Annotated in this window: 19 protein-coding genes; 15 read left to right on the forward strand and 4 right to left on the reverse strand. The window is 65.0% G+C overall.

Annotation, left to right across the window (positions count from 1 at the left end; genetic code table 11):
• Nucleotides 1-69: 69 nt before the first annotated feature.
• Complete coding sequence (gene groL / locus KR767_RS09760) at nucleotides 70-1713, forward strand: chaperonin GroEL (protein WP_250878978.1); 1644 nt, start codon at nucleotides 70-72, stop codon at nucleotides 1711-1713.
• 727 nt (nucleotides 1714-2440) lie between these two features.
• Here groL and KR767_RS09765 read toward each other — a convergent pair.
• Both KR767_RS09765 and KR767_RS09770 read right to left on the reverse strand, forming a co-directional pair.
• A complete protein-coding gene (locus tag KR767_RS09765) occupies nucleotides 2441-3442 on the reverse strand; it encodes a hypothetical protein (protein ID WP_250878979.1) in 1002 nt (333 codons plus the stop codon).
• A 156-nt stretch (nucleotides 3443-3598) separates the two neighbouring features.
• Complete coding sequence (locus KR767_RS09770; RefSeq protein ID WP_250878980.1) at nucleotides 3599-5497, reverse strand: LTA synthase family protein; 1899 nt, start codon at nucleotides 5495-5497, stop codon at nucleotides 3599-3601.
• Between the two features lie 176 nt (nucleotides 5498-5673).
• Between KR767_RS09770 and glnE the strand changes: the two genes are divergently transcribed.
• The 4 genes from glnE (at nucleotide 5674) to KR767_RS09790 (ending at nucleotide 11679) form a co-directional block, all read left to right on the forward strand.
• Nucleotides 5674-8562, forward strand: coding sequence for a bifunctional [glutamate--ammonia ligase]-adenylyl-L-tyrosine phosphorylase/[glutamate--ammonia-ligase] adenylyltransferase (gene glnE, locus KR767_RS09775; RefSeq protein WP_250878981.1), 2889 nt, complete (start codon nucleotides 5674-5676; stop codon nucleotides 8560-8562).
• Nucleotides 8563-8611: 49 nt separating this feature from the next.
• Nucleotides 8612-9544 carry a nucleoside hydrolase gene (locus KR767_RS09780; protein WP_250878982.1) on the forward strand — a complete coding sequence of 311 codons (933 nt, stop codon included), beginning with the start codon at nucleotides 8612-8614 and terminating at the stop codon, nucleotides 9542-9544.
• Between the two features lie 330 nt (nucleotides 9545-9874).
• On the forward strand, nucleotides 9875-10120 hold the full coding sequence (locus tag KR767_RS09785; protein ID WP_166950791.1) for a type B 50S ribosomal protein L31: 246 nt from the start codon (nucleotides 9875-9877) through the stop codon (nucleotides 10118-10120).
• Nucleotides 10121-10383: 263 nt separating this feature from the next.
• The gene (locus KR767_RS09790; protein WP_166950800.1) at nucleotides 10384-11679 is read left to right on the forward strand and encodes a citrate synthase; all 1296 of its coding nucleotides are present in this window, start codon (nucleotides 10384-10386) and stop codon (nucleotides 11677-11679) included.
• 140 nt (nucleotides 11680-11819) lie between these two features.
• Here KR767_RS09790 and KR767_RS09795 read toward each other — a convergent pair whose 3' ends face one another.
• On the reverse strand, nucleotides 11820-12473 hold the full coding sequence (locus tag KR767_RS09795; protein WP_166950802.1) for a hypothetical protein: 654 nt from the start codon (nucleotides 12471-12473) through the stop codon (nucleotides 11820-11822).
• A 56-nt stretch (nucleotides 12474-12529) separates the two neighbouring features.
• Nucleotides 12530-15106: a penicillin-binding protein 1A gene (locus KR767_RS09800; protein WP_250878983.1), complete on the reverse strand. Its 2577-nt coding sequence runs from the start codon at nucleotides 15104-15106 to the stop codon at nucleotides 12530-12532.
• Nucleotides 15107-15346: 240 nt separating this feature from the next.
• Here KR767_RS09800 and KR767_RS09805 point away from each other — a divergent pair, with 240 nt between their 5' ends.
• From KR767_RS09805 to KR767_RS09850, 10 genes are all read left to right on the forward strand, one after another.
• A complete protein-coding gene (locus tag KR767_RS09805; RefSeq protein ID WP_166950806.1) occupies nucleotides 15347-16405 on the forward strand; it encodes a pilus assembly protein PilM in 1059 nt (352 codons plus the stop codon).
• The gene (locus KR767_RS09810; RefSeq protein ID WP_166950807.1) at nucleotides 16405-17019 is read left to right on the forward strand and encodes a PilN domain-containing protein; all 615 of its coding nucleotides are present in this window, start codon (nucleotides 16405-16407) and stop codon (nucleotides 17017-17019) included. Before KR767_RS09805 ends, KR767_RS09810 begins: the two co-directional genes overlap by 1 nt.
• A complete protein-coding gene (locus KR767_RS09815; protein WP_166950809.1) occupies nucleotides 17016-17672 on the forward strand; it encodes a type IV pilus inner membrane component PilO in 657 nt (218 codons plus the stop codon). Before KR767_RS09810 ends, KR767_RS09815 begins: the two co-directional genes overlap by 4 nt.
• Nucleotides 17669-18196: a pilus assembly protein PilP gene (locus KR767_RS09820; RefSeq protein WP_166950810.1), complete on the forward strand. Its 528-nt coding sequence runs from the start codon at nucleotides 17669-17671 to the stop codon at nucleotides 18194-18196. The genes KR767_RS09815 and KR767_RS09820 overlap by 4 nt, the downstream gene beginning before the upstream one ends.
• 20 nt (nucleotides 18197-18216) lie before the next feature.
• On the forward strand, nucleotides 18217-20478 hold the full coding sequence (locus tag KR767_RS09825) for a type IV pilus secretin PilQ (protein ID WP_250878984.1): 2262 nt from the start codon (nucleotides 18217-18219) through the stop codon (nucleotides 20476-20478).
• Nucleotides 20479-20602: 124 nt separating this feature from the next.
• Nucleotides 20603-21595, forward strand: a complete 993-nt coding sequence (locus KR767_RS09830; protein ID WP_250878985.1) for an AAA family ATPase — start codon at nucleotides 20603-20605, stop codon at nucleotides 21593-21595.
• Nucleotides 21592-22512 carry a DUF58 domain-containing protein gene (locus KR767_RS09835; protein ID WP_250878986.1) on the forward strand — a complete coding sequence of 307 codons (921 nt, stop codon included), beginning with the start codon at nucleotides 21592-21594 and terminating at the stop codon, nucleotides 22510-22512. Before KR767_RS09830 ends, KR767_RS09835 begins: the two co-directional genes overlap by 4 nt.
• Complete coding sequence (locus KR767_RS09840; RefSeq protein ID WP_250878987.1) at nucleotides 22512-23012, forward strand: DUF4381 domain-containing protein; 501 nt, start codon at nucleotides 22512-22514, stop codon at nucleotides 23010-23012. Before KR767_RS09835 ends, KR767_RS09840 begins: the two co-directional genes overlap by 1 nt.
• The gene (locus tag KR767_RS09845; RefSeq protein ID WP_250879145.1) at nucleotides 23005-23985 is read left to right on the forward strand and encodes a VWA domain-containing protein; all 981 of its coding nucleotides are present in this window, start codon (nucleotides 23005-23007) and stop codon (nucleotides 23983-23985) included. The genes KR767_RS09840 and KR767_RS09845 overlap by 8 nt, the downstream gene beginning before the upstream one ends.
• The gene (locus KR767_RS09850; protein ID WP_250878988.1) at nucleotides 23982-25895 is read left to right on the forward strand and encodes a VWA domain-containing protein; all 1914 of its coding nucleotides are present in this window, start codon (nucleotides 23982-23984) and stop codon (nucleotides 25893-25895) included. Before KR767_RS09845 ends, KR767_RS09850 begins: the two co-directional genes overlap by 4 nt.

The following is a 25895-nucleotide window of genomic DNA, read 5'->3' on the forward strand; positions in this document are numbered from 1 at the left end:
GTCGCGCTGGCAGGCCCTCAAGATCAAGAACCCTTTACCTAATTTCAAAATTTTTGAGGCAAAAATTTTATGGCAGCTAAAGAAGTCCGCTTCGGCGAAGACGTCCGCGCCCGCATGCTGAAGGGTGTCAACACCCTCGCCAATGCCGTCAAGGTCACCCTTGGTCCCAAGGGCCGCAATGTCGTGCTCGAAAAGAGCTTCGGCACCCCGACCGTCACCAAGGACGGCGTCTCGGTCGCCAAGGAAATCGAACTGGCCGACAAGTACGAGAACATCGGCGCCCAGATCGTGAAGGAAGCCGCCTCGAAGACCTCCGACGTGGCCGGTGACGGCACCACGACGGCGACCGTCCTCGCCCAGGCGTTCATCCAGGAAGGCCTCAAGGCCGTTGCCGCCGGCATCAACCCGATGGACCTCAAGCGCGGTATCGACCAGGCCGTCGTGGCCGCCGTCGGCGAGCTGAAGGCGCTGTCGAAGCCCACCGCCGACGACAAGGCCATTGCCCAGGTCGGCACCATCTCGGCCAACTCCGATGCCAACATCGGCGACATCATCGCCACCGCGATGAAGAAGGTCGGCAAGGAAGGCGTGATCACGGTTGAAGAAGGCTCGGGTCTCGAGAACGAACTCGACGTCGTCGAAGGCATGCAGTTCGACCGCGGCTACCTGTCGCCGTACTTCATCAACAACCAGCAGTCGCAGCAGGTTGAACTGGACGACCCGTTCATCCTCATCCACGACAAGAAGATCTCGAACGTGCGCGAGCTGCTCCCGGCGCTCGAAGCCGTCGCCAAGGCCGGCAAGCCGCTGCTGATCGTCGCCGAGGAAGTCGAGGGCGAAGCCCTGGCCACCCTCGTCGTCAACACGATCCGTGGCATCGTGAAGGTCGCCGCCGTCAAGGCGCCGGGCTTCGGTGATCGCCGCAAGGCCATCCTGGAAGACATCGCTGTCCTCACCGGCGGCACGGTTGTCTCCGAGGAAGTGGGCCTGGCCCTCGACAAGGCCACCATCAGTGATCTCGGCCGCGCCAAGCGCGTCGTGATCACCAAGGAAAACACCACCATCATCGATGGTGCCGGCCAGGCAGAACTGATCCAGTCGCGCATCGGCCAGATCAAGGCGCAGATCGAAGAGACCTCGTCCGACTACGACCGCGAGAAGCTCCAGGAGCGCGTGGCCAAGCTGGCCGGCGGCGTGGCCGTCATCAAGGTCGGTGCCGCCACCGAAGTCGAAATGAAGGAAAAGAAGGCCCGCGTCGAAGACGCCCTGCACGCCACCCGTGCAGCCGTCGAAGAGGGCGTGGTCCCGGGCGGCGGCGTCGCCCTGATCCGTGCGCTCAAGGCCCTCGAAGGCCTCAAGGGTGCCAACCAGGACCAGGACCTCGGCATCGCCATCACCCGTCGCACGCTGGAAGCCCCGCTGCGCGCCATCGTCACCAACGCTGGTGAAGAAGCGTCGGTCGTGGTGAACAAGGTGAAGGAAGGCAACGGTAACTTCGGTTACAACGCTGCCAACGGCGAGTTCGGCGACATGATCGCCTTCGGCATCCTGGACCCGACCAAGGTCACCCGTTCGGCCCTGCAGTTCGCTGCCTCGGTCGCCGCCTCGATCATCACGACCGAAGCGGCCGTGACGGAAGTGCCGAAGAAGGACGACGGCGCCGGCCACGGTGCTCCGGGTGGCATGGGCGGCATGGGTGGCATGGACTTCTAAGTCCCTGCCTTCCAGGCACTCGCTCCATAAAAGGGCCTCGCGTTTGCGGGGCCCTTTTTTTTGCGCTTCGCTCCGTAGGAAGGGCTCGCCTGTCGGCCTCGCGCTCGGCGCCTGTGGCGTGGTCGCTTAGAGGCGGCGGGTGCGGCCCTTGTCGCTCCGGCCTGCGGTGTCCCTCGGGAAAGGAGGAGCCGCTGCGCGGCTCAGTGTCTTATGGCTTACGCCCCTTCGGGCACGGTGAGCGGGCGGGGTTTTTCGACTCGGCTCCTGCCTCGGCGAAAAAGGCCGGCCTTCCTGGCCGGCCCCGCTTCGCGGCCTGATCCACCCGCTCCCCTCACCTCCATCAAGTCGCGCCAAGGGCCGCCCCGCCGCCTCTACCGATTTCACGGTGATCGTGTGGAAAAACCTCTGGGGTTACTGCACCCCTGTAGGAGCGCGCCTGCGCGCGACCGGTTATCGCGAACACCATCATCGTTTCGATACCACCGGTCGCGCGCAAGCACGCTCCTACAACTTAATGGTGCCGCGGGGAGGGGTGATCAGCCTCGCGATAACGTTTCGCTGTAGAAACGCGCCTGCGCGCGACCGTTCATGACGATGTACATCATCGTTTACTTCACGCCGGTCGCGCGCAAGGCACGCTCCTACGGAAAGGATGGAGCAGTGCGTCGGCGATTTACGTTGCGGTGCATACAAAAAGAGGGCCTCGCATCGGGAGGCCCTCGACGATTCAATAGAAAATGGTGGCTGATGTAGCAGTCGTGCTCAATCCGTAATTGCACTGCGGGTTGATGCCCGACGTATCGCTGCCCTGCCACGGTGGGCTGGTCACGCGGGTGTTGTTGCGGTCGTACACCTGGATGTTGCTGAAGGTGATCGGGCCGCTCGGGTACTGGTTGCATGTCGCTACGTTGTACACCTCAAGCACGCCACCGAAGACCCAGGTAAGGTCGGCGTAAGGATTGGTGGTCAGCGTGCTGGTCTTACCCGTCGTGGTATTGCGCGAATCGATCCTCCACGTCGAGCAGGCCTGGCCGGCGGCGCATGTGGAGTAGGTATCACCGACCACCACATCGCCTGCCTTCGCAGCGATAGGGTCGCTATGGAAGGTGGTGCCGTTCACGCAGCAGTTCCAGCTGGCGAGTGTCCAGAGCTGGTCGTTGTAGCCGTTCCATCCCAGTACGGGCTGGAGGATCGACTGCACGTTGGGCAGCTGTTCCAGGCCCGGGAAGAAATAGATCACCTGGTTGCTCTTGCTGGAGGGTGCCGTTGGCACGGTCCACGTTGCCACGATGCGGCCGATGGGTTTGCCGCTGGTGTAATTGGCGGCTTGCACCCAACCACTCTGTACGGGTGGCGGCGTGCGCTGGAGCGAGCGGCGGCCGTCTGCTTCGATGCGCTGGCCGTCCAGCGTGAAGTTGGCCTTGCCGCAGGTAGCGGCCTTTTCGGAAACGCCTGATGCGCGACGGATGAGGCCGTTCGCCTGTAGCTCATCACCCTGATGGATGGTGGCTACGCAGTCGGGCGAGAAATAGCCGTTGGGCGTAACCACGTAGTCGTCGGGTACGCCGGCCGGCTTGGCGGATGCGGGGAGGCTGGCGACGCTGGTGAGCGTGAGTGAGGGTGCCGTTGCCGGGGTGTCGGCGGCATAAGCCGCGAGGGAGAAGGAGAGTACGGCCGCCACGATGCCTGCGCACGCCACGACCCTGCCGAGTGAAGCGAACCTCTTCATGCGTTGGACTCCTTACCTTGAGTGGGAAGAGCGTCCCTTGCGTGTACGCCGGACCCGGCGTGCACGCACCCCTGTTCCTCCACGCCGAACGGGCGTGGAGGCTAGAGGCTAGCGATGAGATGAGGGCCGAACTGTGACGTGCGTGGCGTTCGCGTCCTATTGATGCGCGCCTGCGGCGGCTTCTTCTTCGGTCTTGCCTGTTTGTCGCGCGACGGTAGTCATATCCGGCAAGGCGTACTGGGCGACCAACGGATCGAGCTTGCGCTTCATGCGCAGCAGGGCGACGTTGCCCATCGATGTGTCGTTGTCCTTCAGGGACGGATCTTCGGCGGGCACCGGTGCATCGGGTGCGTGTGTAAGTGATGCCAGCTGTGGCCCGATCACCTGCGTCAGTGCGAAGTAAGGGTCATCATGAATGCCTGCGCGTTCCAGCAGACGGCCTGGCAGCATCCAGGCGGCGAGGTCGCCGTTCTGTGGTGCGGGGCCATCGCCATGGGCATCGATGAGGATGTACGGCACCGTTTGCGCAAGCATGTTGGCGCCGCTGGTGAAGCCAGCCTTGGTGTAGGTTTCCGTGAGTGCGGGCAGGTGATCGCCGTAGAACAGCAGCAGCGTGGGGCGCTCGCGTTTCTTCAACAGGTCGGCGAGGCGGCCCAGTTCCGCGTCGGCGTGACGCATGTGATAGATGTAGTTGCGCAGCTGAAGCTTGGCATCGTCGCTGATGCCGTCGGGCACGGGAATCGCGTCACGCTCTTCGGTGTCGATGTTCGGCGACTTGTCGTACGGGCCATGGGCTTCCATGCTGATGGCGAAGACGAAGCGGGGAGGGCCGCTGTCCTTCAGCTGGCTCATGATTTCGTCAGTCATGGCGCTATCGGCCATGTATTCGCCGTCACGAGGGACGTTCTGCGGGAAATCCGGCTGCGAGACGAAACGGTCGAAACCCAGCGACTTGAAGGCGGCTGTGCGATTCCAGAACCCGGCATCATTGCCGTGCACGGCAATGGTCTCGTATCCGTGCGAGCGCAGCGTGCGCACCATGCCGGGCATCACGCCCGAATGCATCTGAAGATACGGGAACTGCATGCTGGGGAAGTAGCGCAGCGAAAGGCCGGTCAGCACTTCGAACTCGGTGCGGATGGTGCCGCCGCCGAAGGTGGGAACGTGCAGCTGGCCGGAGCTGGCGTGCTGGGCCAGCCGATGCAGGTTGGGCGCGAAGGTGTCGCCTTCGAGGCCGCGAATGACGGAAGGATCGAAGAACGATTCACTTTGCACGATGACGATGTCGGGCGTTTGCCGACGGTTTTCGGCAGCGGCCGCCATGTGCTCGCGCAGCGGTGCATCGTTGGTGGCGATGAAGCGGGCGGCTTCGTCTGGATCGGTCTTCTGCTTCTTGCCCTTGCCGGCGTCCTGCAGGCGGAACTGCATGAGCGTGGTGACGACGCCGTTGTACGTGGCGTTGGCGGCGGCTGACCAGGGCTGCATGCCCAGGCGGCCCTTGTTGTAGACCTTGGCCCAGCCGGGCATGCCAATCATCAGCGTGCCCAGGAGCGCCAGCAGGGTAACGCCGGCCACGAGGCGGCGCCCGCGGGTGCGGCGCGCAAACAACGGTGGCTCGTAGCGCGCAACGAGGGCAATCAGGGCGATGGTGCCGGCGATGGCAAGATAGGGCATCGGGTTGCTGGGCAGGTAGCCGCCCAGCAGGTGCAGGCCGCCGTTCTTCAGCTGGCCGACCATGCGGAAGTCGGCTGGCAGCAGGGGCGAGCCGAGGTTTTTCATCTTGATGGCGCTGACGGCCAGCACGGCGCCCTGGAGCATGAAGGCCACGCCGAAGGACAACCATGCGCGGCGCGTGAGCACCAGCAGCAGGGAAGCCAGCATGAGGCCGGGAATGGCATTGACCAGCAGATGGCCCGGGCGGGAGGACCACTGCTCGCTGGCGACCCCCGGATTGCCGTCGAGGAAGCCCGTGTAGAGCACGAACGCCAGGGCGAGCAGCACCGGAAGGGCCACACGGGAGGCAAGGTTTCGCCAATGTGTTGATTGGAAAGCCATATCACCCTCTTGTCACGCCCCTGTCAGCGAGGGGGTAGGGACTGTAACGCAATGGACATGAACCGGTTGTCAGGCAAGTTCCTGAAGTTCTGTAAGGGTTTTTCGCATGAGATGACGAAGCCCTTGGCGTACGGGGCCTGCAGCGAGGCGACTCACTGCTGCACAATGACCGTCCCATGAATACCGCCACCCCTACCTCGCGCGAGAGCCCGGAGCTTCGCGCCCTCATCGACCAGCGTTACGCCGACGTGATGGCGGCGTGCCGCGTGGCCCGGATTCCTCTTTATGACGACGCGGGGGTGGCTGAGCGCATACGTCGCACACTGCTTGCCTCGGATTTCGCCTTCGAGGTGTTCCGAAGGCAGCCGGAGCTGCTTGCGCCGGCTGGCCTTGAGCGCCTGCGTGCCGGTTCGGATGCCGGTGCGCGTGGTGCGTCGCTGGATCTCCCCGTCGACGAAATCGCCTGCATGGCGGTGCTGCGTCGTTTCCGTCATGCAGAGGCGGTGCGCCTGGTGTTTCGTGACGTGAACGGCCTGGACGACATCGACGAAACGCTGTCGTCCACGAGCACGCTCTACGAAGCCCTGCTCGCTTCGGCGCTGCGCTGGTCGGAAACAGCGATGCATGCGCGCTACGGGCGACCACGCGACGCAGAAGGCATCGAGCAGCGCATGGTCGTGGTCGGCTTCGGCAAGCTCGGTGGCAACGAACTGAATTTCTCTTCGGACATCGATCTCGTACTGGCGTATGCGTCCGGTGGCGAAACGGACGGCGCGCGCCCGCTCGACAACGGTGAATATTTCATCCGCGAAGCACGCCAGCTGGTACGCCTGCTGGCCGAGCCTACGGTCGATGGCATCTGCGCGCGCGTTGACCTGCGCCTGCGGCCCTTCGGCAATGCCGGGCGCCTTGCGTTGCCGTTCTCGGCCATGGAGCAGTACTACCAGCGCGAAGGACGCGACTGGGAGCGCTACGCATGGATCAAGGCGCGGCCGGTGGCAGGGGATCGCACGGCGGGGCGCGAATTACAGGACATGCTTCGCCCTTTCGTCTACCGCCGCTATCTCGATTACACGGCATTTGCCGGTTTGCGCGAGATGAAATCGCTGATCGATGCCGAAGTGGCCCGCAAGGACCTTGCGGGAAATCTCAAACTGGGCCCGGGCGGCATCCGCGAGATCGAGTTCGTGGTGCAGCTCACGCAGATGATTCGCGGCGGACGCGATCCCGCCTTGCGTGTGCGCGGCCTGTTGCCTGCGCTGAAGGCTTGTGAATCGCGCGGGTACATTCCTGCCGCTCGCGCGAAACTCCTGCGCGAGGCTTACGTCTTCCTGCGACGCCTGGAAAATCGCGTGCAGATGCTGCGCGACGCACAGACGCATGACATCCCGGACGACGACCTGACCCGCGAGCGCCTGGCGCTAGGTCTCGATTACGCCTCGTGGCACGATCTCGAACGTGAACTCACGAAGCATCGTGAAGCCGTGTCCTCGGAGTTCGCCGCCGTGCTGGTGCCTGAAGCGGGCGGCACCGCGACGGTGCCTGCTGCTGACCGGGATATCTGGACGAAGGCTCGGGATGCGTCATTGAACGCCGCCACCATGGAAGCCTCGGGTTTCGTGCCGGGCAACCCGGTGGCGGAAGAACTCACCAAGCTACCGAATGCGGCATCCGTGCGATCCATGTCCGCGCGATCTTCCGAACGGCTGGAGCGACTGATGCCGCAGCTGATCGGCGCCGCGCGTGCCAGCGTGTCGCCATCGCCCAGCCTGCTTCGCCTCATCCGCCTGGTGCAGGCGGTGGCACGACGCTCGTCGTATCTTGCGTTGCTCGATGAGCAGCCCAATGCCCGGCGTCGTGTGGCCGGCGTATTTGCGGATAGTGCGTTTCTCGCCGAGCGCGTGATTGCGCAGCCGCTGTTGCTGGATGACGTGCTCGATCCGCGTATCGACCAGCTTCCGTTGAAGCGCGCCGACATCTCGGCGGAAATCGCCCGCACGCTGGGTGCACTCGACGAGCGCGACGCGGAGCGCGAGCTTGAGCGCATCAACGAATTCCGTTCCAGCATCGCGTTTCGCCTGGGCCTTGCCTTCAACGATGCGCGAGCTGATGCCACGGCGACCGCACGTCGTCTCGCAGGCCTTGCCGAGGCCGTGGTGGGCGCCGTGCTGGCGCTGGCGATGCGCGAGCTGATCGCCCAGCACGGGCGCCTGCCGGGCGAAGGCAGCGGGTTCGCCGTGCTTGGGTATGGCAGCCTGGGTGGCGAAGAACTCGGTTTCGCGTCGGATCTCGACCTGGTCTTCGTATATGACGGCAAGCGTGCCAACCTGATGAGCGACGGCCCGCGCCAGGTCGATGGCACGCGCTGGTACCAGCGACTGGCCCAGCGTGTGATGCACTGGCTCGGAGCCCAGACGCATGCCGGCAAGCTGTACGAGGTCGATACGCGGCTGCGTCCCGACGGCTCCAAGGGCCTGCTCGTGGCGAGCGTGGATGCCTTCGAAGCCTATCAGCGCGATCGCGCCTGGACGTGGGAGCACCAGGCCTTGCAGCGTGCGCGCCATGTCGCGGGTGACGAGCGTCTGGGTGGAACCCTGGCGCATATCCGCCGCGACATCCTTGCCGTGCCGCGCGATGCCGACCGGGTGCGCAGCGAGGTGAGCGCCATGCGCACGCGCTGGCGTGCCGAGCGCGACCGCTCCACGGACGCGCTGGTGGATGTAAAGCAGGGAAGGGGAGCGCTTATCGATATCGAGTTCATGCTGCAGGGCATGGTGCTGGCCCATGCGGCTACGCACCCGACGATCCTCGACACCACGGCCAGCAGCGTGCTGGTCGATGTTCTTCGCGATGTGGGCCTGCTCACCGTGGCACAGGCCGACGTCCTGCATGTGGCGCATGCCGACCTGTTGCAGATGGGACTGGCCTGTACGCTGGACCTTCGTTCGCGCGTGGTGGCGCGGACACCGGAGTTGGATGCCTTGTGCCAGGGCGTGAGTCGTGTCGCCGTCGAACTGGGTTTCGATTTCGAAAGCAGCGGCGACGCGGCCCGGAAGGCTGTCTGAACGGCGCGGGCGGCGGTATGCTGTCTGGCCGTACAGAGAACCTTGCGCGATGAACCGACTGCCGCTGCTGATCGACACCGACCCGGGCGTGGACGATGCCCTGGCCATCCTCATGGCCCATGCGCATACGGATGTGACCGCCCTTACCGTTGCCGCCGGCAATGTCGGCCTTGGTCATACCGTTCGCAACGCCCGCACGCTGGTCGACCTGATCGGTGCGACCACGCCGGTGTTCGCGGGCTGCCCGTCGCCCCTGGTGCGTGCGCCGGAAGAAGACGCGGCCTTCGTACATGGTGAGGATGGTTTCGGCGATGTCGGCTTTTCCGAGCCCGCTCACAAGGCGCAGGCCGAGCACGCCGCGCTGGCCCTTATCCGCCTCACGCACGAGCGCCCGAACGAGCTGACTCTCGTCGCCCTCGGCCCCCTCACCAACCTCGCCCTGGCCGTCCGCCTCGACCCGACCCTGCCGGCACGCGTAAAGCGCCTGGTGATCATGGGTGGTGCCGTCACGGGCCACGGCAACACGGGCAAGATTCCCGCCGAGTTCAACATCGGTTTCGATCCGGAGGCCGCGCACGTGGTCTTCGAGGCTTTCCCGATGTTCGACCTGGTCGACTGGGAAGCCACCGTCCGCCACGCCTTCCCCGATGCCACCTACGACGGCTGGCTGGCCGGTGGCGACAAGCGTGCCGAATTCTTCGGGAAGATCTTCGCCACGGCGCAGCGCTTCAATGCCGAGCACGAACGCACCGGCTTCATCGCGGCCGATGCCCTGGCCATGGCCGTGGCCCTCGATCCGGAGATCATCACCCGTGCCGAAACGCGCCACGTGGCCATCGAGCTGGACGGCCGCCTGACCCGCGGCGCCACCGTGGTCGACTGGCAGAACCGCCTGGGCGGCAAGCCGAATGCGCGGGTGGTTCTCGAGGTGAACCAAGATAAATTCGAGGCGATGATCGCCCGGGCGCTCGGCGTGGCCTGACGGTTTTCGGGCGGTCACGGGGCATCCCTGCCGTGCCTGCATCCCCGGTCGCGCGCAAGGCGCGCTCCTACAGAGTCACCCAGTCCTGTAGGAGCGCGCCTCGCGCGCGACCGGTATCCGGGCGCAAGGGCAGGGCCAAGACCATCAGCGTCCTGTAGGAGCGCGCCTTGCGCGCGACCGGTACCCTCGGGCCCTTCCGATTCTCAGTGCCAAGGCTTCTGGCCCGGAGAAAGGCGACTCAGACCGCCGCCCCCTGGTCGCTCCTTGACCAGCCGTAGTCCGCTCGCTACAATGCCGCTCTTTTCACCCCGCTATTCTCGAGTCAAGACTATGAAAGAGAACATCCATCCGAATTACAAGCCGGTGGTCTTCCAGGACCTCTCGTCTGACTTCGCCTTTCTTACCCGTTCGACGATGTCCAGCAAGGAAACCGTCAAGTGGGAAGACGGCAACGAGTACCCGGTGATCAAGCTCGATATCACCAGCCACTCGCACCCGTTCTACACCGGTAAGCAGAAGACGCTCGACGTCGGCGGCCGCGTCGACAAGTTCCGTCAGCGCTACGGCAAGAAGTAATACAGCGACATCCGCGCGCCGCCTGCGGGGTGGCGTTTCGCGAGGATCGCGGACACGGGGCAGGCCAACCGCCTGCCCCGTGTCTTTTTGCGTTTGCGATTCGACGTTCATCTAACGGACGTTTGAATCGGCACTGTGCGATAATGGGGAACTTCGGTCGCAAGCGCGGCCGGTACGACACCTCACCCCCGGTGTCGTTTTCCCAACTATCGACGCTGCCCGGTTCCCCCTGGGCGGTGGAGCAAAGAAAAGAGGAGCTCGCCGTGTCCGACGCCAAAACCGTCAAATTGGTCGATGAATCCAACAAGCCCGTGAGCGAACTGCCGGTCATCGGCGGCACGCTCGGCGCCGAGTGCGTCGATATCGGCACCCTGTACAAGGACACCGGCTACTTCACCTACGATCCGGGTTACGGCAGCACCGCCAGCACCAAGAGCGCCATCACCTACATCGACGGCGACAAGGGTGTCCTGCTTTACCGCGGCTACCCCATCGAGCAGCTGGCCGAGAAGTCCACCTTCCTCGAAACCTCCTACCTGCTGCTCAACGGCGAACTGCCGAGCAAGCCGCAGTTCGAAAAGTTCTCGAACGACATCACGCATCACTCGATGATGCACGAGAACCTGAAGGACTTCCTGAAGGGCTTCCACCACAACGCACATCCGATGGCCATGCTGGCCGCGTCGGTAGCGTCGCTTTCGGCGTTCTATCACGACGATCTGAACGTCGAGAACCCGGAAGACCGCAAGCTGGCCGCCATCCGCCTCATCGCGAAGATGCCGACCATCGCTTCGGCCATCTATCGCCACTCCATCGGCTGGCCGAACCGCTACCCGCGCAACAACCTCGAGTACGTCACCCGCTTCCTGCACACCATGTTCGAAGTGCCGAGCGAGTCGTACCACGTGAATCCGGTCGTCGCCAAGGCGCTCGACCTGCTGTTCATCCTGCACGCCGACCACGAGCAGAACGCCTCGACGTCCACGGTGCGCCTGGTGGGTTCCACCGGTGCGAACCCGTACGCGTCGGTTGCCGCCGGCATCACCGCGCTCTGGGGCCCGGCGCACGGTGGCGCGAACGAAGCCGTGCTGCTTCAGCTTGAAGAAATCGGCACGGCCGACAAGGTCGAGAACGCGGTCAAGCGCGCCAAGGACAAGAACGATTCGTTCCGTCTCATGGGCTTCGGCCACCGCGTCTACAAGAACTTCGACCCGCGCGCCAAGATCATTCGCGAGGCATGCCACAACGTGCTCAACGAGCTGGGCGTGAACGATCCGCTCCTCGAAGTGGCCATGAAGCTGGAAGAAGCTGCCCTGAAGGACGAATACTTCGTCGAGCGCAAGCTCTACCCGAACGTCGACTTCTACTCGGGCATCATCTACAAGGCCCTGGGCATCCCCACCGAGATGTTCACCGTGATGTTCGCCATCGCGCGCACCTCCGGCTGGATCTCGCACTGGATCGAGCAGCACGAAACCCCGGGATCGCGCATCGGTCGTCCGCGCCAGATCTACACCGGTGCAGATGTTCGCGATTACGTGTCCAGCGACAAGCGTTGATGAAAAAGCCCCGCGAAAGCGGGGCTTTTTTTATGGCTGTCGGTGCAGCCGTGCGTATGTGCATTACCGGTCGCGCGCAGGGCGCGCTCCTACAGGGTTATCGTTGCCTTGTAGGAGCGCGCCTTGCGCGCGACCGTGGTCTACATCGAACCAAACGCAGCCATATCCTCCTCCGCCAGCAACTGCTGCAACATCGCTACGCTGGCCCGGCGCATCGGCCGCTCGTCCACGCGATCAAGTGGAGCCTGTCGGATCGCATCCGCAGGTAGCACGGTGATGTCGAAGGGAATCCCGTCGGCGCCGAACAGCAGCACGGTGTGCTCGCTCTGCTCGTGATCCGACCAGCGCAGCCGGCGGGTCTGGGTTTCCAGGGGGATGCCCTGCTCGCGTAGGAAGATTCCCGGGGCCTCGGGGTCGTCGCTGAAGACATGCAGGCAGACGGCGGAATGCTCGTCGGCCGTACCCTCCAGCACGGCGCCGACCAGGCGGGCGTCGAAGCCCCGCAGGAACCGCATCGCCTCCATGGCGGCCTCACGCCTTGCTCGCAAGGCCTGGGGCTGGCTGTCGGCCTGGAAGATCCGCTGGTGTTCGCGTAGCGCCTGCTCGATCTCGTTGTTGCGGGGCAGGGCTTGTGTGTCGGCGATGCCTAGCCGCTCGGCGGCTTTCAGCTTCGCATGGTGGAAGTCACGGATGCCATGCTCGCTCATCAGGCGGGCCGCCTCTTGGGCGACCAGGACGCGATTGCGCTGCGTCCTGTCCTGGGCATGGATCCTGTGGTGCTCGCCTCGTGCCATGACTCACCCCCATGTGGTGTGTTCGTGTGTCCGGAGTGCGGGCTCGTGCTCCGCACTCAGAAGATGTCGTAGGCGTGGTCTTGCTGTTCCTCCTGCTGCTTCTGCTGTGCCTGTTCACGGAGACGGTCGACATCCTCGACCTTCATGATTTCATTCATGCCACCGGGAGATGGCAGACCGGAACCCGGATCGATCTGTACGGTGGCGATGCCCGGCGGCATGGCCAGGGTGTGCGAGGGCTTGTCCTTCAGGACGTCGCCCATGTAGTCCATCCAGATGGGCAGGGCGGCCTTGGCGCCGAATTCGCCGCGACCCAGCGAGCTGAAGTCGTCGAAGCCCACCCACACGGCGGTGGAGTAATCGCCATTGAAGCCGACGAACCATGCATCGCGGTGATCGTTGGTGGAACCGGTCTTGCCGGCCAGGTCGTCGCGGCCGAGCGCCTTGGCCGCAGAACCCGTGCCGCGCTTGATGACGTCCAGCATCAGCGAGGTGATGAGGTAATCGTTGCGGACATCGATCACGTGAGGTGCCAGCTTCGGTGCCTGTGAAGCATTGTCGTGCGAGTCGGCCGGCAGCACGGCGTCGCCCGTACCGCTGCCACCCGCGCTGCCCGAACTGGCAGGACGCGCCGGGATCAAGGCGGTGCTGGCCTGCGTCGGCGGCCCCGGCGGGGTTGGGGCGAGCAGTCGCTCCTGGCAGTCGGCACAGGCGCGTTCCGGGTTGGCGGTGTACACGGCCTTGCCGTCGCGGTCGTCGATGCGCGAGATGAAGTACGGCGTGACCAGATAGCCACCGTTGGCAAACACGGCATAACCGCGCGCCATGGCCATGGGCGATACCGAGGCGGTGCCAAGGGCCAGCGACAGGTTCTGCGGCAGCGCATCGGGCGTGAAGCCGAAGCGAGTCATGTAGTCGCGCGCATAGCGCACACTGATGGCATCGAGCAGGCGCACCGAGACCAGGTTCTTCGACTTCACCAGGGCCTCGCGAAGACGCATGGGACCGTCGAACTTATTGTCGTCGTTGGCGGGTGTCCACATGCCGTCAGGGCGCGAGGGGTCCGGGAAGGCCACCGGGGCGTCATTGACGATGGAGGCCGGCGTGAAACCGCGCTCGAACGCCGCCGAGTACAGATACGGCTTGAAGCTGGAGCCCGGCTGGCGGGCGGCCATCACGGCGCGGTTGAACTTGGAACGGACGAAGCTGAAACCGCCCACGAGGGCACGGACGGCACCGTCCTCAGGATCGAGCGAAACCAGCGCGGCCTGGGCGGCGGGAATCTGGGTGAGGCGCCACGGTCCCTTCTGGGGTTCCTGGTGGCCGCTCTCGGTACCTGCGGCCGTATCGGTGGCCTTGGCCTCCTCGGAGATGTCGTCCTTTTCGCTACGGATCAGGCGAACGACATCACCACGCTTGAGTACGGCGTCGACCTTGGTCGGCGTGGCGCCGGCGCGGCCTTCGTTGACGTAGGGACGGGCCCAGGCGATGGACTCCAGGGTGATCGTGGCCGTCTCCTTCGCGGACAGGTACACCTTCGCCTCCTTGGGACCGGTCTCCGTGACGATGCCGGGCATCATGCCCGCCACGCTTGTGTAGCCGGCGAGAACGCGATCGTAGTCATCCGGGCCAGCGCCGGCCGCGAGTTCCTCATGCCCCTCGGGGCCGCGGTAGCCGTGACGGCGGTCGTAAGCGGACAGGCGGCCGCGCAGGGCCTCGTTGGCGGCCGTCTGTGTTTCGCTGGAGACGGTGGTATGCACGACATACCCCTCGGTGAGGGCGTCGTTGCCGAGTTTCTCCAGCACCTGCTGGCGGACCATTTCGGCCAGGTAGGGCGCATCCACCTCGATCTGCTGCTCGTGTGGGTAGGCGTCGTTGGGCTCCTTGATGGCCTCGTCGTACTCCGCTTGCGTGATGAAGCGGTTCGAGAGCATCTGCCCAAGCACCCAGTCACGGCGTGTCAGCATGCGCTTGGGATTGTTGAGCGGATTGACTACCGAAGGCAGCTGGAAGGTGGAGGCCAGGGTAGCGGCCTCGGCCACGGTGAGCTGGTCGAGGGTCTTGCCGTAGTAATACGAGGCGGCAGCGGCCACGCCGTACGAGCGATGACCCAGGAACATCTTGTTGAGGTACAGCTCCAGGATCTGGTCCTTGGAGAGCTCGTTCTCCATGCGCAGCGCGATGAACATCTCGGTGAGCTTGCGCGAGTAGAGCTTCTCGGGGCTCAGGAAGAAATTACGGGCCACCTGCTGGGTGATCGTGGAGCCGCCCGGCCCCTTGTCGCCACCGGAGAGGATCACGTGAATACCGGCGCGGGCGATGCCATGCCAGTCGACGCCCGGATGGCTGTAGAAGTCGCCGTCCTCGGCCGACAGCACGGCGTTCTTCAGGCGCGCCGGCACATCGGCGATGTGGACGGGGATGCGTCGGGTCTCACCGAACGATGCGATCAGCCGGCCATCCGAGCTGAGCACGCGTAGGGGAACCTGCATGTGGTAATCGCGCAGGACAGCCACGGATGGCAGGCGTGGCGCCAGCAGCCAGTAGGCCACGCCCACGGCTCCCACCACGAAAAGGATGCCGGCCAGGGCGAGGTACAGCGCGTAGCGCAGCAGACGCTTCAGGATTCGCATGGATGGGGACTTCGTCACCGCCGTTTGGGTCGTGGCGAAGTATAGAGCCTCCCCGGCCTCCCGGACGGGGACCCGGGGCTCGACGGAAGGTCAACGGGATTCGCTAACCCAGTGATGGGATTTGTGAAATAGTGCCTATAAGTGGCCAGAAACGGCCGTTGCCAATCCGTTAAGTTTTCGATCTAATGCCTTCGCGCCGACAAACCAATTCCGACAAAGGCGCGGGGAAAGGGGGACACCGTGGGGCTCTTTACACCCAAATCGACGCCGCTCATTGGCGTCGACATAAGCTCGACCGCCGTCAAGCTGCTCCAGCTGAGCCAGGCGGGCGGCCGCTTCAAGGTCGAGCACTACGCGGTGGAGCCCCTGCCGCCCAACGCCGTGGTTGAGAAGAACATCGTCGAGGTGGAAGCCGTGGGCGAGGCGATCCGCCGCGCGCTGGCCCGCTCGGGCTCGAAGCTGAAGCACGCTTCGGCCGCCGTGGCAGGCTCCGCGGTCATCACCCGCGTCATCCCCATGTCGGCCGATCTCTCCGAAGACGACCTGGAAGGCCAGATCCTGGTGGAGGCCAACCAGTACATCCCGTACCCCATCGAGGAAGTCAGCCTCGATTTCGAGGTGCTGGGGCCGGTCCGCGACAACCCCGAGATGAACAATGTCCTGCTCGCGGCCTCGCGCACCGAGAACGTGGACATGCGCATCGCCGCGCTCGACCTGGGCGGTCTCACGGCCAAGGTGATCGACGTCGAGGCGTTTGCCATGGAGAACGCCTTCGGCATGGTGGCCGACCAGCTCGCCGTACCGCGCGAGGCCTTGGTCGCCATGGTGGACATCGGCGCCACCATGACCACCCTGGCGGTGCTGAAGAACCAGCGCACCATTTATTCCCGCGAGCAGGTCTTCGGCGGCAAGCAGCTCACCGACGAGATCATGCGTCGCTACGGCCTCTCCTACGAGGAGGCCGGTCGCGCCAAGCGCAAGGGCGGCCTGCCCGAGTCCTACGAGATGGAAGCCCTTGAGCCGTTCAAGGAGTCGCTGGTGCAGCAGGTCAGCCGCCTGCTCCAGTTCTTCTTCGCCGGCAGCGAATACAGCCGTGTCGACCAGGTGGTGCTGGCCGGCGGTTGCGCCTCCATCGAAGGCATCACCGAACTGCTCGAACAGCAGATCGGCGTACCGTGCGTCGTTGCCAACCCGCTCGCCCGCATGGCCCTGTCCAGCCGCGTGCAGGCCCAGACCCTGGCCCAGGATGCTCCCGCGCTGATGATTGCCGTGGGCCTGGCCATGAGGAGCTTCGACTGATGGCACGGATCAACCTGCTTCCCTGGCGCGCCGACCGGCGCAAGGTCCGCGAACGGGAGTTCTACGCCCAGCTCGGCCTTGCCTTCGGTGCGGCGCTGGTGGTGCTGATCGCGTGGTCGTTCTGGATGGATGCGCGCATCGACAACCAGAACGACCGCAATACGTACCTGCAGGGCGAGATCAAGCAGCTCGACGACCGCATCGCGAAGATCAAGGACCTGGAAAAGGTGCGCGCCGACCTGCTGCAGCGCAAGCAGATCATCGAGCAGCTCCAGGCCAACCGCGCGCAGATGGTTCACCTGTTCGACGAGCTGGTGAAGACGATCCCGGCCAGTGCCCGCCTCACGGGGATGAAACAGGCGGGAGACTCGATGTCGCTGGACGGCGTATCGCAGTCCAATTCGAGCGTGGCCGATTACATGCGCAATATCGAAGCCTCTCCGTGGATGGGGCACGCCGACCTGCGCAAGACCGAAAACACCCACGACGCCTCACGCATGCCCTATGCCTTCGGCCTCGACGTACACCTGACGACGCCTGTCGACTCGACGCAGGCCGAAGATCCTTCATCGGCAAAGCCCGCTGCTCCGGCCAAGGCAGGAGCAAAGCCATGAAATTCGTAGACGATCTTCGTAACCTCGATCGCAACAACATCGGCGGATGGCCGAAGTCGGTGAAGTATTTCTTCACCGGACTGATCTTCGTCGTCGTCACCTTTTTCGGCTGGTATCTCTACATCAGCGACCAGCAGGACCAGCTCGAAGGGCTTGAAAGCCGCGAAGCCGCGCTGAAGACCGAGTTCTCGCAGAAGCAGGCCAAGTCGGCCAATCTCGAAGCGCTGGAACAGCAGCTCAAGGAAATGCAGGACATGCTGCGTACCCTGCTGCGCCAGCTGCCCAGCAAGACGGAGATGCCCGAGCTGCTGGTCGATATCTCGCAGACGGCGCTCGCCGCCGGCATCGAGAACGAGCTGTTCCAGCCCGGTCCGGAAACACCGCGCGATTTCTACGCCGAGAAACCGATCACCTTGCGGATGGTGGGCACCTATCACCAGTTCGGAAGCTTCATCAGCGGCGTGGCATCGCTGCCGCGCGTGGTGATCCTGACCCTGCACGACGTCTCCCTGAGCCCCAAGGATAAAGATGCCGGCAAGAAGGGCGGTGATTCGGGCCTGCTTATCCTGCAGGGCACCGTGAAGACTTACCGTTACCTGGATGACGACGAAGCGGCAGAGCAATCCAAGGCAGCGAAGGGAGCCAGGAAATGACAGCGTCTCTCTCGCGTGGGCGTGTCGTCCTGCTTGCGCTCTCCGTGGCATCTGCACTGGCCGGCTGCACCAGCGGCACCTCGGACCTGCACGAATGGGTGGATGCCGAGAAACACAAGAAAGGCGAGCCCATTCCCCCGCTCCCGGTACTGCGTACCTTCGAGACCTTCGCCTACCAGGACCAGAACGCCCGCGATCCATTCAGCCCGAGCGCGGCGGAAGCGGATGCCTCGACGACATCGGGGACACGGCCTGACGAAAACCGTCCGAAGGAGCCGCTGGAGATGTTCTCGCTCGACACCCTGCGCATGGTGGGCACGATCGGGACGGGCAACGCGCTGGAAGCCCTGGTCAAGGACCCGGGCGGGGTGATCCACAAGGTTCACCGCAACGAATACATGGGGCAGGCCTATGGCCGCGTCACCGCCGTCGGGGAAGACCACATCGATCTGGTCGAGCTGGTTCCCAATGGCACGGGCGGCTGGATGGAGCGCCCGGCAAGCATATCGGTCGGCGACAAATGAGTATCTCGGGGATGACGCACATGACCACCACTTTCCACCTCCTGCCGGGACGCGCGCGTCGCTGGATTCTGGGTGCGGCACTCGCCGCATCGGCAGGATTCGCCGGCCAGGCGGTTGCCGCCAACGCCCTGCGCAACATCAGTTATGACGCGCAGCCGGGCGGCCGCGTGGAGCTGACGCTCGCGTTCAGCGAGAAGGCGCCTGATCCGAAGGTGTTCACGACCAGCAACCCACCGCGCATCGCGATCGACCTCGCCGATACCACCAATACGTTCAGCTCCCGTCACCTGGATATCGCCAAGGGCGCGACGTCGGGCGTATCCATCGTGTCGGCAGGGGGGCGCACGCGTGTCACCGTGGAGTTATTCCGTGACTCGGCCTACAAGACGCGCGTCGATGGCAACAACCTGATCGTCACCGTCAACAATGGCCCCACCGGTGCCACGACGACCACGGCCATCGTGTCCGACCCGACCAAGGCGCTGCCCTCGAGTGCCGGCGTGCCGCTGTCGAACATCGACTTCCGTCGCGGCCAGAACGGCGAAGGCCGTGTGCTCATCACCCTGGGCAACAGTGCCACCACACCGGAAATGCGCCGCCAGGGCGATCACGTGCTCGTGAGCATGCCCGGTTCCAGCCTGCCGCCCAAACTGGCGCAGCGCCTGGACGTGCTCGATTTCGCCACCCCCGTCCAGTCGATCGAATCGAAGGCCGCAGCGGGCGGTGCTCATATGGACATCGCCACCAAGGGCGAGGTTGAAGTTTCGTCCTACCAGAGTGGCAACGACTACGTGGTCGAGGTGGCACCGAAGAAGGCCGCCCAGCCCTCGGCAAAGAATGCGAAGGCCGGACAGGAAACCGTCTATGCCGGTTCGCGTCTCACCTTCAATTTTCAGGACATCCCCGTTCGCTCTGCACTCCAGTTGATCGCCGACGAGGCGAAGCTGAACCTGGTGGCATCCGACAGCGTGGCCGGCAGCGTAACCCTGCGACTGGTGAACACGCCCTGGGACCAGGCGCTCGATGTGATCCTGCGCGCAAAGGGCCTGGACAAGCGCCGTAGCGGCAACGTGATCTGGATCGCTCCGCAGGCCGAGCTGGCGAACTACGAACAGAGCCTTGCCGACGCGCGGCAGAAGGCCGAAGACAGCGCGGAGCTCATTTCGGATTACATCCCCATCAGCTACGGCAAGGCGCAGGACATCGCCAAGCTGCTGACCCAGGGAAGCATGCAGTCCACCAGTGGTGGTGGCCAGACAGGCAACCAGGCACATGGATTCCTGTCGCCTCGGGGAAGCGTATCGTTTGACGATCGTACGAACACCCTGCTTATCAACGATACGCCGGACAAGATCCGCGACCTGCGGGAGCTCGTGGGAACACTGGATCGACCGGTCCAGCAGGTGCTGATCGAGTCCCGCATCGTGGCTGCCACCGACACGTTCACTCGTGCCCTGGGTGTGCGCTGGGGCGTACAGGCGTTCAATCACAACAACCGCAACCAGATCGTGGGTACATCGCCGGATCTGTCTTCCGGTACCAATGGCACGGGTACCGCAGACCTCGTGACCAGCGTGCGCAACAGCGATGTGAATTACGCGAACGCGCTCGCTCAGCAGGCGGCGAATCCGACTACCACCATTCCCACGCGCAGCCCTTATACGTTGCCTGGCGGCTACAACGTGAACCTGCCCGTATCGAATCCGGCAGGTAGCATCGGCCTTGCCATTCTCGGCTCCAATTACCTGGTGGACCTTGAACTTTCGGCAGCACAAACCGAAGGCCGTGGCGAGGTGATCTCCAGTCCGCGCGTGATCACGGCCAACCAGCAGGAAGCCGTGATCAAGCAGGGTACCCAGATCGGCTACGTGACCTACCAGGCCTCCAGCTCGGGCGGTGGCGCACAGAACGCTACCGTGCAGTTCAAGGATGCCGTACTCGAATTGCGTGTGACGCCGACGATCACCGCCGACAGCCGCGTCTATCTCAAGATCAACGTCAAGAAGGATGCCCTGGCTCGCCTGGTGGACAGCCCGGGAGGCGGCTCGGTGCCGCAGATCGACACGCGTGAGATCAATACCTCGGTGCTGGTCGACAACGGGCAGACGGTCGTCCTCGGCGGCATCTACGAGATCACCAAGTCGAACACCATCTCCAAGGTGCCAGGTCTCGGTGACATCCCGGGTCTGGGCGTGCTGTTCCGCCGTACCAGCCGGCAGAACGACAAGGCCGAGCTGCTGATCTTCGTCACGCCACGCATCCTGAGCGATACGTTGCAGTAAACCGCGCCGAGCGGGCGGGCGAGGGGGCGGCAACGCTCTTTCGCCCGGTCCCCAACCTTCGGCCCTAAACTTCTCGGGCTCGCTGTGGTCTCATCGGTCCTCCGCCCGTTGTAGAGATCCGCCGATGTCCGACACGCCGACCGCCGCCACGCCGCTACAAGAGGCGTTTGTCCGCCTGCGCGAGGAGCTGTCCCGCGGCATCATCGGCCAGCCGCACCTGGTCGAGTGCCTGCTGGTCGCCCTGTTGGCCGACGGCCACCTGCTGGTCGAAGGCGCTCCCGGCCTGGCCAAGACCACGGCGATCAAGGCGCTGGCGACCCGCGTGGAAGCCGATTTCCACCGTATCCAGTTCACGCCCGACCTGCTGCCGGCCGACCTCACCGGCACCGACATCTTCCGTCCGCAGACCGGCACCTTCGAATTCGAGCGCGGGCCGCTGTTCCACAACATCGTGCTCGCCGATGAGATCAACCGCGCGCCGGCCAAGGTGCAGTCCGCCCTGCTGGAGGCCATGGCCGAGCGGCAGATCACCATCGGCCGCCGCACCTGGCCGCTGCCCGAGCTGTTCATGGTGATGGCTACCCAGAACCCGATCGAGCAGGAAGGCACCTTCGCGCTTCCCGAGGCGCAGCTCGACCGCTTCCTGATGCATGTGACCATCGGCTATCCCGATGCCGATGCCGAGCTGGCGATCCTGCGCCTGGCCCGCAACCAGGCCCGCGAGGCGATGCATCCGGTGACGCCCGTGGCGCACCTGTTGCGACCCGGCGATGTCTTCGCCGCGCGCGGTGCGGTACTGGCCGTGCACATGGCCGAGCCGCTGGAGCGCTATATCACCCAGCTCGTGGTGGCCTCGCGCGAAGCCGGCAAGTACGGTCCCGAACTCGCCCGCTGGATCGCCTGGGGCGCCAGCCCGCGCGCCAGCATCGCGCTGGACCGCTGCTCGCGTGCGCATGCATGGCTGGCCGGGCGCGACTACGTACTGCCCGAAGACATCCACGCCGTGGCCCACGACGTGCTCCGCCACCGCGTGCTGCCGAGCTACGAGGCGGAAGCCGAGGGGGTGCGTGTCGATACCATCGTGGATCGCCTGCTGGACCTCGTGCCGCTGCCGTGAACGCCGCCGTCCCCGCCGCCGACGGGCGCGTACGCGTTTCGCTGCCCGAACTGATCGCCCTGCGCTCGCGCGTGGCCCGCGCACCTGCGCCGCCCGTCGTTTCCCGTGCGCCACGAAGCGGCCAGCGTCCCGGTCGTCTTCACGGACGTGGCATGGATTACGCCGAATCGCGTGTCTACCAGGCTGGCGACGATGTACGCCGCATGGACTGGCGCCTCACGGCACGCAGCGGCGTGGCGCATACCAAGTTGTTCCAGGAAGAACGCGAAGGCCGCCTGCTCGTGATGCTCGACATGAACACGAGCATGCGTTTCGGTACCCGCACGCGCTTCAAGTCCGTGCAGGCGGCGCGTGCCGCGGCCATGGCAGCGTGGTACGCCATTCGTGGCGGTGATCGCGTCGGCGTACTGGCTTTCGGCGGACAGCGGCAGCTGATCCGGCCGCAAGGTGGGTCGCGCGGCGCGCTGGCCGTGGCCGGTGCCATCGCCGCGTGGGATGCGTTGCCCCAGGGCGACGACGAATCGCTTTCGGCGGCACTGCAACGCGCCGGGCGGCTGATGCATGGCGCTTCGCGCGTGCTTGTGGTCACGGACGGCTTCTGCATCGACGACGCTTCGCGCGGCCGCATGCTGGGGCTGGTGGGCAAGGCGGAGGTATCCGTGCTGGTCGTGGCCGATCCGCTGGAGATGGCCGAGCCGCCGGCAGGACGCTACCCCTTCGCTCATCGCGGCGCACATTTCGATGTTGCGCTTTACGGCGACCGGCAGCGTGCCGACTTCCTCCGCTCGCTGGGCGAAGGACGCCATCGCATCGATACGCTGGCCTCGTCGCTCGGCCTTCGTCATCGCACGCTCGATACCACGGCCGATCCGCTCGATGCCGTGGTTGCGTTGCTCGGCACCACGAGGGCCATGTGATGCCGCCGAAGGCTCCTGAACTCAGGGATATCCACGTTCCCCACGTCCCCGCATGGTGGCCGCTGGCGCCGGGCTGGTGGGTGCTCGCCGCGCTGCTGGTCATCGTCGTGATCGCCGTGGCGCTGTTGTTGCGCCGTCGTCGCGCATGGCGGCGGCAGGTCGACAACGTGCTCGCGGAGCTGCATGGTGCGCGCGATCAGCATGCGCGCGACGGCGATACCGCTGCCTTCGCCACCGCGGCCAGCCAGCTGCTTCGCCGCGTGGCACGCACGCGCGATTCCCGCAGCGTCACGCTTTCCGGTGATGCATGGCGTGGCGTGCTGGCACTTTATGGTCCGAAGGTCCCGACAGATCGGCTGGCTGCGTTGGATACGGCCATGTATCGACCCAACGTCGCTCTCGATGTGCAAGCCACATCCCGCGATGTCGAAGCATGGATACGTACCGCGCTGCGTCGCCAGCCACGCTCGCAGGGGAGGGCCTCGCATGTCCCTGCCTGAATTCGCTTGGCCGTGGTTGTTCGCGGCGCTGCCGCTGCCGTGGTTGCTGAGGCATGTGTTGCGACCGGTGAAACCCGCGCAGGCGCTCAATCTTCCGCATCCTGGTCTCGCCCTGTCGCAGGGCCCGCTCGGTCGGGCCCCCTTCGCGGCGACGGTTCTACTGGTGCTCGCCTGGATCTGTCTCGTCGTCGCGGCGGCGCGGCCGCAGCGACTGGGCCCACCCGAGCCGCAGCATCGCAGCGGCCGCGCCACGATGCTGGCGGTCGACCTGTCGGGCAGCATGTCGCTGGACGACATGGAGCTGGCTGGTCGCACGGTCACCCGGTTTGCCGCCGTGGAAGCCATCGCCGGCGACTTTATTGATCGCCGCGTCGGCGACGAACTGGGCCTCATCCTCTTTGGTACACAGGCATATCTGGTCACACCACTCACCTACGACCTCGACGCGGTGCGTGCACAATTGCACGAGGCTGTCGTTGGCCTTCCCGGACGCGAGACCGCCATCGGCGATGCGCTTGCGGTGGCGGTGAAGCGTCTGGCCGACATGCCCGAGCAGGCGCGCGTCGTCGTGCTGCTGACCGATGGCGTGAACAACGCCGGTTCGATCGCACCGCGTGAAGCGGCACGTGCAGCGAAAGCGGCCGGCGTGCGCATCTACACGATTGGCATCGGTGCCACGGCGATGCGCGTGCCGGATTTCTTTGGCTCCCGCGTGGTGAATCCGTCGGCGGACCTCGACGTCAGCATGCTCACCGATATCGCCAATGAAACCGGCGGGCGCTTCTTCCGTGCGACCGACACCAACCAGCTTGCGCAGGCCTATCGCGAGATCGACTCGCTGGAACCCGTGCCGCAACAAGGCGCATCGCTGCGCCCGCGTTATGAGTTGTTCCGCTGGCCTCTTCTGGCTTCGTTGCTGCTGCTGGCCCTCGCCGCGGTGCCGCGATATCTCGGCCGGAGGACCACGGCATGAGTGCGTTCTTCGGTGCGTTCCATTTCATCGAGCCGCGCTGGCTGTGGCTGCTGGTGCTGGTACCCGTTCTTGGCTGGCTGGTGTCGCGGCGCTCCGGAGGCACCCATGTGCTGACGAAGCTGGCCGATCCGGCGCTGTTGCCTTATCTGCTCGACGGCAAGCCGGGTTCTTCGCGTGGCCCGGTCGCGGCCTTCGTTTCGGCGGCGATACTGGCCGTGCTGGCCCTGGCCGGCCCCACCTGGAACCGGCAGACGCAGCAACTGTTCGCCGAGCATGCCGCGCAGGTCGTGGTGGTCTCGATGTCGCAACACATGCTTTCGCATGACATCGTGCCCGACCGTCTCAGTCGCGCACGCTACAAGGTGCGCGAGCTCTATACCGCCAACCGCGATGGCATGAACGCGCTGGTGGCCTATACCGGTGAGCCGTTCATGGTGGCGCCGCTGACCACCGATGCGCATAGCGTCGACGACCTGCTGTCTGCACTGGCGCCCGACACACTGCCGGTTGGCGGTGACGATCCGGCCAAGGCCATCGACATGGCGGCCGCCCTGATCCATCGTGCCGACATCCGCGGTGGTTCCATCGTGCTGGTGACCGATCATGCGAATGATGCGGCCCATGCCGCCGCGCGCCGGGCACGCAGCGCAGGCAACCGGGTGTCCGTGCTGGGTATCGGCACCACGCGTGGCGGTCCCATCGCCAGTGACGACGGTGGCTTCCTCAAGGATGCGCAGGGTGCCGTGGTGATGGCGCAGCGCGACGATGCATCGCTATCAGCCCTGGCCGCTGCCGGTGGCGGTCGTTATGTGCCCGTATCGGCCGACGGCTCGGATGTCGCCACGCTGGCGACGATGCTGCACGGCGACGATGACGGCAAGGCTGTCGACGGCGCTACGTCCGGGCAATGGCAGGATCGCGGTCCCTGGCTGCTCATCCCCTTATTGCCGCTGGTGGCCCTGGCATTTCGTCGTGGCTGGTTGCTCCTGCTGGCGCTCGCCATCCTGCCGCTGTCTCCGGCGCGCGCGGATGGACTCACCGACCTGTTCCGCACGCGCGACCAGCAGGCACAGAATGCGCTGGCCTCAGGCGATGCGAAACGCGCGCAGGCCCTGGCCGACAATCCGGGCCTGCGTGGTGCGGCAGCCTATCGCGCAGGAGACTATGCAGCGGCTGAGGCTGCGCTCACCCACGGCACGGATAGCGACTCGCAATACAACCTGGGCAATGCGCTGGCGAAACAGCAGCGTTACGAAGATGCCGTGGCTGCCTACGACCGCGCGCTGAAGGCCAACCCTGCGAATGCCGATGCGGCGGCCAACAAGAAGTCCGTGGAAGACTTCATGAAGCAGCAGGAGCCCAGGGACGACAAGAATACGAAGAACGACAAGAAGGGCGGTGGCGGCGGCCAGGGCCAGCAGAATCCCAAGGACAAGGGCGAGAACCAGAACCAGGGCCAGGATTCGCAGAAGGGCGACCAGGGTTCGCAGGGCGGCCAGCCATCGGGTGACAAGGGCGGCGAAGACAAGGCCGGCCAGCAGGGCTCCCAGGACAAGGCCGGCGAAGGCGAGGGCAGCGATCGTGGCAAGGATCAGGGCAAGGGAGAGGCGCCGCAAGGCGACCCCGCGCAGAAGTCCGCCGCCGAACGCGCGCAGGCCGAGCAGGCGCAGTCCGCCCTGAAAAACCAGATGGACAAGGCACTCGCGGGCCAGCAAGGCAAGGACGGAAAGGACGGCGGCGACAGGGAACACGACCTTGGCACGCTGTCCCAGGACGATGGTTCGTCGAAGCTTCCCGCCGACGTGCGGCGCGCGCTGATGCGCGTGCCCGATGATCCGGGTGGCCTGTTGCGACGGAAATTCATGCTCGAGTACCAGCGTCGGCAGGGCGTTGCGGAGCCGGAGGAATGA

This window comes from Luteibacter anthropi (genome assembly GCF_023699965.1).
GTDB lineage: Bacteria > Pseudomonadota > Gammaproteobacteria > Xanthomonadales > Rhodanobacteraceae > Luteibacter > Luteibacter anthropi.